Raw genomic sequence first — 13051 nt, 5'->3', positions numbered from 1 at the left:
TGTTCAGTTACATTATAGATGGTAAATTGCCATTATAGTTTTACAATTGCCATTATAGTTGGTAAATGGACATTATAGTTGGTAAGTGAAAATGACGATCAAGATTAATAAAAACTAATAACTTATAGAGTAATATTAAACAGTCCTGATGATTTAAATGTCATCAGGACTGTTCTTTAATTTAAGGAGGGTGTTGATTTGTCCACTATTGGAGAACGAATTAGAAGCATCCGTAAGCTACATAAGTTAAATCAGACTGAGTTCGCTAGTATCATTAAAGTATCTCAGGGGACACTGAGTGAGTTGGAACAAGATAAATATAAACCTTCGTTAGACATTGTTATGGCACTTTACGATCAATTTAAAACAGATCTCTATTGGTTAGTTTATGGATTTGACCAAGTCAGTGATGTATCTATCAGTAAAGGCCTTGGAGATAGTGAAGCCAGACTTATTTCAGAATATAGGAATTTAAAACCAAGTGACCAGGATGAAATTAGAGACTTTATTAAGCTGAAAATACATCGATATCATTCAAAGTAAATGATTATTGAGGCGTTACATTTAAAATAAATAATATAGTAATAGGGTAGTGCTGAAAGGAATAAGCTTTTGTTCTTGGTTATGATGTGAGTACGATAAGAATGCTATCATTGGGGACAGGATCTCATATCTATAACGTGAATAACAAGATAGCGGAGAAGAGTTCACTCATTATGTATCGAGATCGAATTGTGGATCTTACCATGCAACTGCAAACGACTAGTGCAGCATACACTGCTGGACATTTATTAAATGAGAATATACATCGTGTTGATTTTCAATTGAAGCAACCGATGAAGTTATCTGAAACTAAGTTATCTAAGCTAAGTGAATTACAACACGAGGCAGATACTCAATTTATAAGTTCTTATCTGAAAGTGAGCTCATTGTTCTTACAAAATGCCACTAAATCAGTTGGTTAGTATTTTGGATGTAGCATTCAATTCAATCAGTGATGAAAATAGATAATTAATAATTTGATACACCCCCATTAAGAGCGATCACATTGAGATTGCTCTTTTCTATGTGTTTAAAAAAATAAAATTAGTTAATACATGATCCTAACTTGACGAAAAGGGGAAATGGGAGTGCCTTTCAAAGCATTGGAGGAATTTGTGGAGAACTTACAGTACAGTAAGATGGTAAAGCTAAAAAAATGTATGGATTTACTCCGATTATCTATAGGAGAAGATCAAATCAAACGAGGATTAAGGCGAATGGAGTGGACTGAATTAGGGATTGTCGGTTCATTTAGTTCGATGAATGTATATGAAAAGCACAATGAGGAATTAATGGAGTACTTCGATAATCATGGTGTAATAGGGCAAGTCATGAACATAAAATGGCGGGAACTACTATCGCATGAGCAGTTACTTATTTCAGGCCTATGTAAACCAAAAGAGCCTTATATACGATTCACCCCAAAAAGGACCAAGAATGAGTCTGCTTACGATTTTGATGGTTACCAATTAAAACTAGCAAACCAATCAATTCAGTCGCAGATAATCGAATGGAAATCAAATAAATGGCTGTATAACCGTTTATTCGACTCGTGGGTGATTATTCGTAAACGAGCGCTTCAGGGACTATTGGAACAAGAAAAACGTAAAGAGTTCTTGCCAGTCGGAAGTGTTTCTTTGATTCAGTCCGATCCGGAGATAAGCTCTTTACACGTGCAAAAATATCTGGGAAATGAACCACTTATAAGTCGTGGTCGGGTGGATATGTCGAAAGTAAAAGAGTACGCGGCAAGAGGATTTTTTTCCCTGCTTGAGATTCAACAGCTGCAGAAAATATCAGATGTAAGGAGCACATATAGATTAATGGAAATTAGTAGTGAGAGGCAAGCATTAATAGTGCAACATTGGAGAGAGATGCACTACTCTTTCCTAAGCCGTCCTCCTCAAAACCACTTTTTTCGAAATGAAATGTAACATGTTTTTTCACCTTGGCGATACTAGATTAAATTAGAGACCTCAAACATAACTAGATGTCTAAGGTCTCTTCTAATTCAACTATTGAACCTGTGAATTACTTAAGTAATTCAGAAGCAATAAGCTCCATAACGATCGTCTCTCTTTCGATAGAAAATCCCATAGAGGCCTCTTTGTTTAATATCACCTGCTGATTATGCTTAATGGCCTGATGAATGTCGATCCAAACGGCAGACATGCCATTATTCATCTCATAATCTTCGAGTTGAGCTTCTCCAAGCTGTTCATGAATGTTGCAAACATAGTAATAAGATAACATATGGATCAGATCATATTCGGGTTTGTAATGGGGACGATACTCTTCAATGTAGCCGAACTCGTTTGTTACCTCAACCTGGGGAGCGCCGGTTTCTTCGGCAATCTCTCTTCTTAGCCCACTTAGTAGGTCCTCATCCGCTTCCACACCACCTCCGGGAAAACTATAGTCATTATATCTACGGGTATAGAGTAGAAGAATCTCAGAACCACGCATAATAATGCCACGTGCTGCTTTTCGTTCAAACATTCGGCCATTTAGATCAGGTGTATCGGGATGAATTAACTTTTGAATCATTCTCATCATTGTAGACTTCCTTTACTGGGTAGGATGTGTAACTTTATGAATGGAAGAGAAAATCACAGGAGTTCGTTGTAATTGTGAGTAAAAGAAGTTCTGGAGTACTTCTGAGATCTTCCTTTCCCAAATCTCACAGCGGGCTTCTTTTTTCTGCGCTAGTCCATATAGTGCGGATTTCAAATGTGATTCTGCTGTTTTCATCAGTTCGTTAGCATCTCGTACATAGACAAACCCTCGTCTAATGAGATCAGGCCCTGATATCATTTGGCATGTCTCATTGTTTAAGACAAGTGCGACAATAAGTACACCATCCTGAGCCAATCTATTGCGTTCATCAATGAGTTCAGGCTCATGCCTCCCAACTTTACCACGTATCACAAATGACGATCCCGAAGGGAGAGTCCTTCCTTTTCGAACATGATATTTAGTAATGAGGAGAGGCTCTCCATTGTTCAATACATAGATTCTGTTGGAGGGTATTCCAATGTGCTCAGCTAGTTTTTGATGACTTACCAGCATTCGATATTCTCCATGGATCGGTATGAAATATTTCGGGCGCATGGTCCGTATCATCAGTTTTAAATCTTCCCGTGATCCATGCCCTGAAGTATGAATGTCATACTCTGCTCCGTAGAGGACAGCGGCTCCAGAACGCATTAGCATATCTATGCTTCGATTGACTTGAAAGACGTTACCAGGGATCGGAGAAGAAGAAAAGACAACCATATCTCCTGGGAATATTTGAACGTGACGGTGGGAGCCGGCTGCAATACGGGTTAAAGCTGCATTAGGCTCTCCTTGACTACCCGTGCATAAAATGATGACTTGATGATGTGGAGTGGTGTGGATTTCCTTCATATCCATTAACATACCTTGTGGTATATGAAGGTGTCCAAGTTCTTGACCAATGGAGAATATTTTTTCCATGCTGCGACCCAGTATTAAAATTCTCCGATTACACTCTGAAGCAGCATGAATGACTTGTTGTAACCTGTGGACATTGGATGCAAAAGTCGCAAACAAAACTCGGCCTTCACATTGCTGGATTAATTCCAAAACAGATTCACCCACTGTTTGTTCTGAAAGAGACTGACCTTCGCGTTCACTGTTGGTACTATCAGACAGCAAAGCAAGCACACCTTTTTCACCTAACTGCATCATTTTATGAAGATCTGCTGTCTTTCCTTCAGGTGTCATATCAAATTTGAAGTCACCTGTGTGCACAATAGAACCATAGGGCGTATCTACAACGATACCAAATGCATCGGGTATGCTGTGTATTGTTCGGAAAAAATGAACAGATAGCTGCTGAAATGATACGCGTTCGTGATCCTGTATGATATGAAAGTCCACTGAATTCGTTAACTTGTGCTCTTCCAACTTGGCTTTGACCAAGCCGATCGTTAGTGCACCGCCATAGATTGGAAACGAAAGATGTCTGAGTAAATAAGGAATAGCGCCAATATGATCTTCATGTCCATGAGTAAGGAAAAGAGCTTTAATCTGTTGAGGCTTGTCCAGCAAGTAACGTATATCAGGAATAATGTAATCTACACCGTTCATATGAGCATCGGGGAATTTCAAACCTGCGTCAATTAAAATGATTTCATTTTTATATTCGATCCCATACATGTTCTTTCCAATTTCCCCGAGACCTCCAAGCGCAAAAATACGTACAGCAGGAGGAAGATGGCGTGATGTTTTTTGTGGTTTTTGAGTCTTTAATTTGGAGTGTTCCAAGATTTCCTCTCCTCCAGTCAACGTTTAAATGATCTAATCTAATTCCTTTAGAAAAAGAAGCGAGACCTCTGCAATTGCAGGGGTCCTGTGCTTCATATCCATCATCTATTTCACAATCATAACTGGACAATGAGCCCTCTTAACGACTTTATGACTCACACTTCCAAGTACGAATTCCTGTAAGGAGTTCAGTCCCCGGCTACCGATAATAAGCAGATCAACTCTGTTCTTATTCGCGTAATCAACAATCGTAGGACCTGGATCTCCATTTACGAAGGTAACTCGATATTTTACATTTTTCTCTGTAAGTTCTTGCTGAACAGGAATAAGTTTCTGTTTACGTTTCAGTTCAATGTCCTCATGATTCTGAGAATGGAGAACTTCGTTTTTGACTTTGGATAAGTCTACAACAAACAGAATTTCAACCTCGGCATCCGGGATTAATGATGCAATATAAGCCGCTTCCTTCGCTGCACGAATGGCATTATTAGAGCCATCTGCAGCAAGGAGGATATGTTGATACATGTTCATCTCTCCAATCAGTGTGATTTTAACTGTGCGTTTGGATCCTGATACACCGCTAACTTATTTATGAGTTTTTCACTTGACGTATTCAGTCCTTTAATCGTAACTCGGTTATGATTCTCCCGATATTTGATGACCACTTTATCAACAGCGCCTACACCCGAATCATCCCAGATGTGTGCGTTTGAAAAATCAATGATAATATCCGAGTCAGCAATGTTGAAGTCAAAAGCCTCAACAAAGCCTTCTACCGATACAAAGAATAATTGACCCGTCACATCGAACCTCACGTTTCTCTCCGTGGAAAGTTGCTTCACACTCACTTTAGAAATTTTTGCGGCAAAGAATACGGCACTGAGAATGACGCCTACAATGACACCCATAGCAAGGTTATCGGTTGCTACAACGACAATAACGGTAACCAGCATAACGAGTGCATCACTTTTAGGTGCCTTACGGAGATAAGAGAAGGAAGACCAGTCAAATGTTCCAATGGCGACCATAATCATAATTCCGGCGAGTACAGGCATAGGTATCTGAACAACGACACCACCAAGTACAAGAATAAGGAACATGAGGAATACACCAGCTACGAGGGTGGATAGTCTCCCCCGTCCTCCAGATTTAACATTGATCACAGACTGTCCAATCATGGCACAACCTGCCATTCCGCCGAAGAAACCCGTAATAATGTTGGCAACACCTTGTCCGCGAGCTTCTTTGTTTTTGTTACTATCCGTACCGGTCATATCGTCCACGATAGAAGACGTTAGCAGAGACTCAACCAATCCGACAATGGCCAGTGAAATGGAGTAAGGGAATATAATTTGCAATGTTTCCAGATTAAAAGGAATATCAGGAATGAAGAATGAGGGAAGAGATTGCGTGATAATCCCTAGCTCTCCAACCGTTCCTAAATCCAGGTTACCCCAAATGGCAGCTGCGGTTAAAACCACTATGGCAATAAGAGGTGCTGGAATGGCTTTGAAGAATCGGGGTAAAACATATACAATAAGTAAGGTAACTGCAACGAAGATGTAGGTCAGCGTGGATATGCCCACAAAATGGGGAACTTGTGCCATGAATATCAGAATAGCGAGAGCATTCACAAAGCCGATCATGACAGCCCTCGGGATAAATTTCATGAGTTTACCGATTTTGAATACGCCAAAAAGCAATTGAATAACGCCAGTGAGAATGGTGGCAGCCAGTAAATACTGAACGCCATGTTCTTTGACCAAAGGAACCATTAGTAAGGCCATGGCACCGGTAGCAGCAGAAATCATCCCGGGCCGGCCACCAATAAATGAGATGATGACAGCAATACAAAATGATGCATACAGACCCACCATGGGATCAACACCAGCAATAATAGAAAATGCAATGGCTTCGGGGATGAGTGCCAATGCCACTACAATCCCGGCTAGTATGTCCCCTCGAATATTAGAGAACCAATTTGTCTTAATCCGTTCAATCACGTGTACTTCCACTCCTTATCTTTTTTTATGACTCTTACTGGACTAAAAGTCATATCCGGTTGAAGTACATTGATCTTATCACGAACAGTTCCAAAATGGAACCTTTTTGGTTCTTTATTTGTGTTATAGTTTATTAATGTCATTCGCAGTTAGGAGTTTTAACATGATTATTGGGTACATGAGACCATCGCAGGATGACCCGAAATGTCAAAATCAACACGAAATTTTAAAGCGTAAATCCTGCGATCGAATATTAAAGGAAGAACATTCATCTGCAAAGCAAAGAACGGAGCTAAATGCTATGATGAACGAGCTCCAGGCAGGAGATGTCGTCATTGTTACTCGGTTATTCTCCTTAGCTGACTCTACAAAACATCTTGTCGATCTGCTGAAGGAATTTCATAAGCGAGAGGCCCATCTGTATTCTCTGAATGAAAATTTGAATACTCTGGACAGTTCTGGTCGAATTTTTCTGGAGCATGTGAAGGCTTTACTTGATTTCCAAGGAGATTTAAGCCGTGAAAGCACGAAAAAAGGAATGGATGAAGCGAAGGAAAAGGGGACTAAGTTAGGTCGCCCTCGTAAATTGGATGGGAACGTAATGAAGGCGATACAAATGTATGAAAGTAAAGAGTACAGTCTTGCTGAGATTCGTGAAGAAACTGGCATCAGTAAAACAACGCTGTATCGTTATTTAGGTTCGTAAGTTAGACTAAATTATATGTAGATGAACAAAAGCAGCCGATATACAGATCGGTTGCTTTTGTTCATCTAACGGTACACTCAATTTAGGGAGAATGTTAATTCATGAAAATTCAATAAAGATATTCATTTACCTAGTTCCAATTTTTATTGTTGATACCCTAAGCATTCGTTATGACGGGATATTATACAATACACATAAGATTCAATACTTAGAATAATTTTTCCATAGCCATCACATTTACAAAATTCCCTTCTAGTAAGCCTTGATTATGGAATACACCTACCTCTCGGTAAACAGCTCTATGATATAAGCTCTGACCTAGCGTGTTAAATGGGAAGGTAAAAAGAACAAACTTATAAAAGTTATTCTGCTTACCGATTTCTTCTAATTTCTGAAGCAACTGCTTGCCGATCCCTTTGCCTCGATGATTACGATGTATATAGATTGAAAGGTCACCGACACCGTCATAAGCACTTCTAGGGTTGTATACATTAATGGACGCCCATCCAATGCGACGAGTACGGTGTAACGTCCCTGGTGTTTTTTAAACCATTCGTACATATATTCTGCGTCTTTTGACTGCGTTTCTAGCGTGGCAATGCGGTCTTCAATACCTTGGTTATAGATAGTTAGAATGCTTCCCAGATCCACTTCGGTAGCTTGCCGCAGAATTACCATGTTGATCACTCCTATATTTTGTTATTGTATATGTTTATATATCACAATCTAAATTTGAAATGGGAAGGAGAATAGATAAATGAAAAAAACATTTGCAATTTGCAAATAATAAGGGTATAACTATAACAAGAGGTGAGTTAATTGGAAAACAACGTAAGAGAGATGTTTCAGATCATGACACGGCGTTTTGGATTATTAGATAAAAACTGCTGCACCGCAGGAGGGCTGGATATTTCGCTTGTTCAAAGTCACATCATTTATGAAATCGATCGTAAGCATAATCCATCCATTCAGCAGGTGGCAGATGCACTCTCCATTGACATCACGACGTTTAGCCGCCAGGTTCAAAGTCTCGTAAAGTTGGGTTTGGTTCAAAAAACGCCCTTACCTGAAGATCGACGGATTTACATACTATCCTTGACTACACAAGGTAAGTTTGTTGCTACGGTCATTGATGAGCAGATGAATGATTATTTAAAAGAAGTCTTTTCACATATGTCTGAGTTTGAACGGGATATGGTCATCAACGCCGTCAAACTGCTAAACGAAAGTATGGCGAAATCCAGCGTATGCTGTACACCACTGGGATAATAAATCAATTATCCCCATTATTTAATATAATACTTGCAAAATGCAACTAAATATAAGGAGGAAACTAAGATGATTAAACATATCCCTGTGAACCAAGTGAGCTGCTGCGAAGCACCAGTACAAGAAAAGGGCAAATTACCTGTTGCGATCATTGGAGCTGGACCGGTTGGTCTTGCGGCAGCAGCACAACTCATTTCAAAAGGTGAGCCGTTTATGTTGTTTGAAGCTGGAGATGAAGTAGGGGCAAACATTCGAAAATGGGAACATGTACGACTGTTCTCGCCATGGCAGTATAACATCGATAAAGCGGCTAAAGAGTTGCTGCTAAAGACAAATTGGGTTGCTCCACAAAACGAAAAGATCCCGACGGGTAAGGAGATTGTCGAGCATTATCTAAAACCTTTGGCTGCGCTGCCTGAATTAAGTCCAAATGTGCATTTGAATACGAAAGTTACTGCGATCAGTCGTAAAGGGTTAAGTAAAGTGAAAACAAATGGGCGTGAGAAACTGCCGTTTGTGATCTATGTTGAACAAAACGGATCTTCGTTTATTTATGAAGCGCGGGCTGTTATCGATGCCACGGGGACATGGTCCAATCCTAACCCGCTTCGTTCAGACGGTATATTTTCAGAAGAGGAAAAAGCACTTAAAAGTCACATTTCATACGGTATCCCTGCGGTATTAGGAAAAGAGAGAAATCGATATAGCGGCAAGAAGGTGCTTGTTGTAGGAAGCGGACATTCTGCGATTAACACGTTGCTTGAACTTGTAGAGCTTCAAAAAGAAGAATCAGGAACTGAGATTGTGTGGGCTATTCGCAAAGCAAATATCGAGGATGTTTATGGCGGGCGAGAACTAGATGGGCTTCAGGCAAGGGGGGAACTGGGTACTCGTATCGAAAGGGTGGTTGAATCCGGTGTCGTAAAGGTCCTAACGGCATTCCATATTGAAAAACTTCAAAAACAAGGTGAACAGATTCAGGTTTCCGGAACCATTAAAGATGAACAAGTGGTTATTGATCACATCGATGAAATTGTAGGTAACACAGGTTCTCGCCCTGACTTATCGATGATGCGAGAAGTACGGGTACTAACGGACCCAAGCTTAGACTGTGTTTATGAACTTGCGCCATTAATTGATCCCAATGTACACAGCTGCGGAACAGTTCGACCACATGGCGAAAAAGAACTCCGTCAACCAGAAAAGGACTTTTATATCGTAGGTGCCAAAAGTTATGGAAGAGCGCCAACTTTCCTCATGGCAACGGGATATGAGCAAGTAAGATCCATTGTAGCTGCTCTAGTGGGAGATATGGAGTCAGCACAAAAAGTAGAACTGGAACTGCCAGAGACAGGTGTTTGCAGTCTTGGTGCTAGTAGTACGGAAAGCTGCTGTGAACCGGTTCAAGTGAAGGAAGCATCTTCGGATTGTTGCTCTCCTTCAAAAACTGAAAAGACAGGATCAAGTTCCTGCTGCGGCTAATCAAGAATTCAGAGCTACTGCATCCGAATCGTGATGCAGTAGCTTTTTATAGAAGGAGGGAGAAAATTGAAAAACATGATTTATGATTGTATCGTTATTGGTGGTGGTCAATCTGGTTTAGCAGCAGCCTATTACTTACAGAAAGCTAAACGGAACTTTATTATCCTTGAAAAAAGTGAAGAGCATTTAGGATCATGGGCAAATTACTATGATAGTTTAACGTTGTTCTCACCTGCACCGTATTCTTCATTGCCAGGACTCCCATTTCCAGGCGGTGTGAATGTATATCCACGCAGAGATGAGGTTGTTCAATACTTAAAATCTTATGCGGCTACATACCATTTTTCAATACACTCAGGGCAAGAAGTAATCAAAGTGGATAAGGAAAGTAATATCTATACAATTCATACCTTAAGTGGAGAACAGTTTCGTACACGGTCCATTATTTGTGCAAGCGGGGCTTTCGTAAATCCTCATATTCCAGACATTCCTGGCATGCATGAATTTAAGGGGGAAATGCTTCATGCCAAGAACTACCGAAATGAGAAAGAGTTTAAAAACAAACGGATCATTGTTGTGGGAGGCGGAAATTCGGCGATCCAAATAGCGGTTGAACTGGCTAGGACGGCGCAAGTAACGATCGCATCCAGAAGCCCGATCAAATTCAAGCCGCAGGTCATTGCAGGAAAAGATATTCACTTTTGGCTAACTTTACTTAGGCTTGATCAATCCAATTGGGGCAAACGATTATTGCAAAAAAGCAGTGACGGTGTCCTTGATACCGGTATATATAAAAATGCTATCGATCAAGGTAAGCCGGATGCCAAACTGATGTTTAAAGCTTTTACGGAAAATGGGATAGTGTGGGCAGATGAGACTCATGAAAATGTGGATACCGTTATTTTTGCCACAGGGTATATTCCGAATTTCGAATATCTTAGTGGATTAAACGTTCTTGATTCGTCAGGTGTACCTTTAAAACAAAGCGATGAAAATATTCATTTTGTAGGTATACCGTGGCAGACCTCATTTGCTTCGGCGACGATTCGAGGATCAGGGAAAGATGCGAAAAAAGCTGTACAATCGCTTGTGAAAAGATTGTGAGCTATCATTGAATCTCAGGAGGATGTTATAATTGGTGATTATAACTATTCTTGAGGTGACTATATTGAAGGGCACACTTTTGTATACCGCAGCATAACTTAATGATGCAATCTTAAAACAATGGCATGTAGAGGTATATCAGCATGATGAATTATTAGATCAAGGTGGAATCATTGAGTATCAAACGAAAGATATAGTTAAGATGAAAGACGGTCATTATTTTATCAAGTCAAAATGTGAATTTCTAGTTCGTGAGTAAGTCGGTAATCTTTATTGCCGACTTTTTTGATGCACTAAAATTCTTTATATTCGTCATTGATTATATAAGTGATTTATTATATGCTTATATCATTAAATGAAGCCGAGAAGACTAATCACAGGGGGTGTACATATGGAACAAAGAATTCAGGAGATGGCTGAGGCGTATAAGTTATTGGCTGATAAAACACGTTTGACCATCATTGCGCTACTTCAGGAACAGGAACTTTGTGTATGTGATATTACAGACATTATTGGCATGTCGCAACCAAACGCCAGTCAGCATCTTCGAAAACTAAAGGCAGCCGGTCTCCTTAATGAAAAGAAAAAAGGGCAGTGGGTGTATTACTCTCTTAATCCAGATGCAGAAGCCTATGTTCAGTGTGTGTATCCGTATCTGCCATCCATGAAAGAGAAAATAGCAGGATTGAAAAACTGTTGCGGTCCTCAGGAGGAAGCATGACCATTATCGCGATATTAATCTTTTTGCTTACACTGACTTTTGTGATTTGGCAACCTAAGGGGCTTAGTATTGGATGGTCAGCGTCAGCTGGAGCTGTCCTTGCACTTCTTTTTGGAGTCGTCAGTCTATCCGATGTAGGTACGGTTACAGGAATCGTATGGAACGCCACGCTTGCTTTTGTAGCTATTATTTTAATTTCTTTGATTTTAGATGAAATCGGATTTTTTGAATGGGCTGCACTACACATGGCAAGGCTCGCAAGAGGTAATGGTAAGCTGATGTTCATTTATGTTGTGCTGCTTGGGGCAGGGGTTGCAGCGTTCTTTGCAAATGACGGTGCCGCACTGATCTTAACGCCTATTGTGCTTGCCATGGTCCGAGCGCTCAAATTTGATCAAAAGATGATTTTACCTTTTATCATCGCAAGTGGTTTTATCGCAGATACAACGTCACTTCCGCTCGTCGTGAGCAACCTCGTCAATATCGTTTCTGCCGATTACTTTGGTATTGGCTTTGTGGAGTATGCGAGTCGTATGATTGTTCCGAATTTCTTTTCAATATTGGCAAGTCTTTTGGTCCTGTTCTTGTTCTTTAGAAAGAGTATTCCAAGGAACTACGAAGTCAGTCAGCTCAAAAACCCATCTGAAGCAATCAAGGACAAGAAACTGTTCAACATATCTTGGGTGATCTTAGCCGTACTACTGATTGCGTACTTGATGAGCGAGTTCATTCAAGTTCCGGTGTCTGTTATCGCTGGGGTTATAGCCATCTTGTTTATCTTAACTGCAAGGCGGAGTCACGCTATTCAAACATGGAAGCTCATTAAAGGGGCTCCATGGGCAGTCGTGATTTTCTCTATCGGTATGTACGTTGTCGTTTATGGACTACGAAATGTGGGTTTAACAGATGAACTGGGGAAGGTTATTCAAGCTATTGCGGACCAGGGGCTCTACATCTCCACACTTGGTATGGGCTTTCTAGCTGCGGTATTGTCTTCGGTTATGAACAATATGCCCACAGTGATGATTGATGCGCTTGCTATTGATGGAACGAGTACGCAAGGTGTCATCCGAGAATCGCTGATTTATGCCAATATTATCGGCAGTGACTTGGGTCCAAAAATTACACCGATTGGATCGCTCGCCACACTTTTGTGGCTACATGTACTGTCCCGCAAAGATGTAAAAATCACGTGGGGAAGTTATTTCAAAATTGGAATTGTGCTCACCATCCCAACGCTCTTTATCACGTTAACCGGACTGTATTTGTGGTTACACTTGATTCATTCAACAAGTATAAACGTTTGGTTAATGATTGCCGTAATCACAGTAGCATTGGTTGTTATCACTATGATCATAAAAACGTTAATTAACTCAAAAATGGGCGAAGCGAAAGTACAAGTAAGCCAAACCAAAGATAAAGGAGATCAATAAT

At 40.3% G+C, this 13051-nt stretch carries 13 protein-coding genes and 1 pseudogene; 9 read left to right on the top strand and 5 right to left on the bottom strand.

What is annotated here, in order from left to right:
* Window positions 1-198: 198 nt before the first annotated feature.
* From HP552_RS03455 to HP552_RS03445, 3 genes are all read left to right on the top strand, one after another.
* Complete coding sequence (locus tag HP552_RS03455) at window positions 199-543, top strand: helix-turn-helix domain-containing protein (protein ID WP_175394246.1); 345 nt, start codon at window positions 199-201, stop codon at window positions 541-543.
* Window positions 544-716: 173 nt separating this feature from the next.
* The gene (locus HP552_RS03450) at window positions 717-965 is read left to right on the top strand and encodes a hypothetical protein (RefSeq protein ID WP_175394245.1); all 249 of its coding nucleotides are present in this window, start codon (window positions 717-719) and stop codon (window positions 963-965) included.
* Window positions 966-1130: 165 nt separating this feature from the next.
* Complete coding sequence (locus HP552_RS03445; RefSeq protein WP_175394244.1) at window positions 1131-1976, top strand: hypothetical protein; 846 nt, start codon at window positions 1131-1133, stop codon at window positions 1974-1976.
* A gap of 97 nt (window positions 1977-2073) precedes the next feature.
* Here the strand turns inward: HP552_RS03445 and HP552_RS03440 are convergent, their stop codons facing one another.
* The 4 genes from HP552_RS03440 to HP552_RS03425 form a co-directional block, all read right to left on the bottom strand.
* Window positions 2074-2598 carry an NUDIX domain-containing protein gene (locus HP552_RS03440; RefSeq protein ID WP_246310739.1) on the bottom strand — a complete coding sequence of 175 codons (525 nt, stop codon included), beginning with the start codon at window positions 2596-2598 and terminating at the stop codon, window positions 2074-2076.
* Between the two features lie 12 nt (window positions 2599-2610).
* On the bottom strand, window positions 2611-4332 hold the full coding sequence (locus HP552_RS03435) for a ribonuclease J (RefSeq protein ID WP_281366000.1): 1722 nt from the start codon (window positions 4330-4332) through the stop codon (window positions 2611-2613).
* Window positions 4333-4437: 105 nt separating this feature from the next.
* The gene (locus HP552_RS03430; protein WP_175394243.1) at window positions 4438-4857 is read right to left on the bottom strand and encodes a universal stress protein; all 420 of its coding nucleotides are present in this window, start codon (window positions 4855-4857) and stop codon (window positions 4438-4440) included.
* Window positions 4858-4871: 14 nt separating this feature from the next.
* Window positions 4872-6335, bottom strand: coding sequence for a SulP family inorganic anion transporter (locus HP552_RS03425; protein ID WP_175394242.1), 1464 nt, complete (start codon window positions 6333-6335; stop codon window positions 4872-4874).
* 163 nt (window positions 6336-6498) lie between these two features.
* Between HP552_RS03425 and HP552_RS03420 the strand changes: the two genes are divergently transcribed.
* Window positions 6499-7041 (top strand): recombinase family protein, encoded by a 543-nt coding sequence (locus tag HP552_RS03420; RefSeq protein WP_175394241.1) that lies wholly within the window; start codon window positions 6499-6501, stop codon window positions 7039-7041.
* Window positions 7042-7249: 208 nt separating this feature from the next.
* Here HP552_RS03420 and HP552_RS03415 read toward each other — a convergent pair.
* A pseudogene (locus HP552_RS03415) lies at window positions 7250-7725 on the bottom strand (arsinothricin resistance N-acetyltransferase ArsN1 family A).
* Window positions 7726-7881: 156 nt separating this feature from the next.
* Between HP552_RS03415 and HP552_RS03410 the strand changes: the two are divergent.
* From HP552_RS03410 to HP552_RS03390, 5 genes are all read left to right on the top strand, one after another.
* A complete protein-coding gene (locus HP552_RS03410; RefSeq protein WP_029881702.1) occupies window positions 7882-8310 on the top strand; it encodes a MarR family winged helix-turn-helix transcriptional regulator in 429 nt (142 codons plus the stop codon).
* A gap of 69 nt (window positions 8311-8379) precedes the next feature.
* Window positions 8380-9792 (top strand): NAD(P)-binding domain-containing protein, encoded by a 1413-nt coding sequence (locus HP552_RS03405; RefSeq protein ID WP_175394240.1) that lies wholly within the window; start codon window positions 8380-8382, stop codon window positions 9790-9792.
* Between the two features lie 75 nt (window positions 9793-9867).
* On the top strand, window positions 9868-10896 hold the full coding sequence (locus tag HP552_RS03400) for a flavin-containing monooxygenase (protein ID WP_246310740.1): 1029 nt from the start codon (window positions 9868-9870) through the stop codon (window positions 10894-10896).
* 391 nt (window positions 10897-11287) lie between these two features.
* Window positions 11288-11617: an ArsR/SmtB family transcription factor gene (locus HP552_RS03395; RefSeq protein WP_175394238.1), complete on the top strand. Its 330-nt coding sequence runs from the start codon at window positions 11288-11290 to the stop codon at window positions 11615-11617.
* Window positions 11614-13050 carry an arsenic transporter gene (locus HP552_RS03390; RefSeq protein WP_175394237.1) on the top strand — a complete coding sequence of 479 codons (1437 nt, stop codon included), beginning with the start codon at window positions 11614-11616 and terminating at the stop codon, window positions 13048-13050. The genes HP552_RS03395 and HP552_RS03390 overlap by 4 nt, the downstream gene beginning before the upstream one ends.
* Window position 13051: the final 1 nt, after the last annotated feature.

This window comes from Paenibacillus xylanilyticus (assembly GCF_013359935.1).
In the GTDB taxonomy this organism is placed as follows: domain Bacteria; phylum Bacillota; class Bacilli; order Paenibacillales; family Paenibacillaceae; genus Paenibacillus; species Paenibacillus xylanilyticus.
Note: the sequence above shows the minus strand (reverse complement) of the source record. Positions and strands in the feature narration are given on the sequence as shown.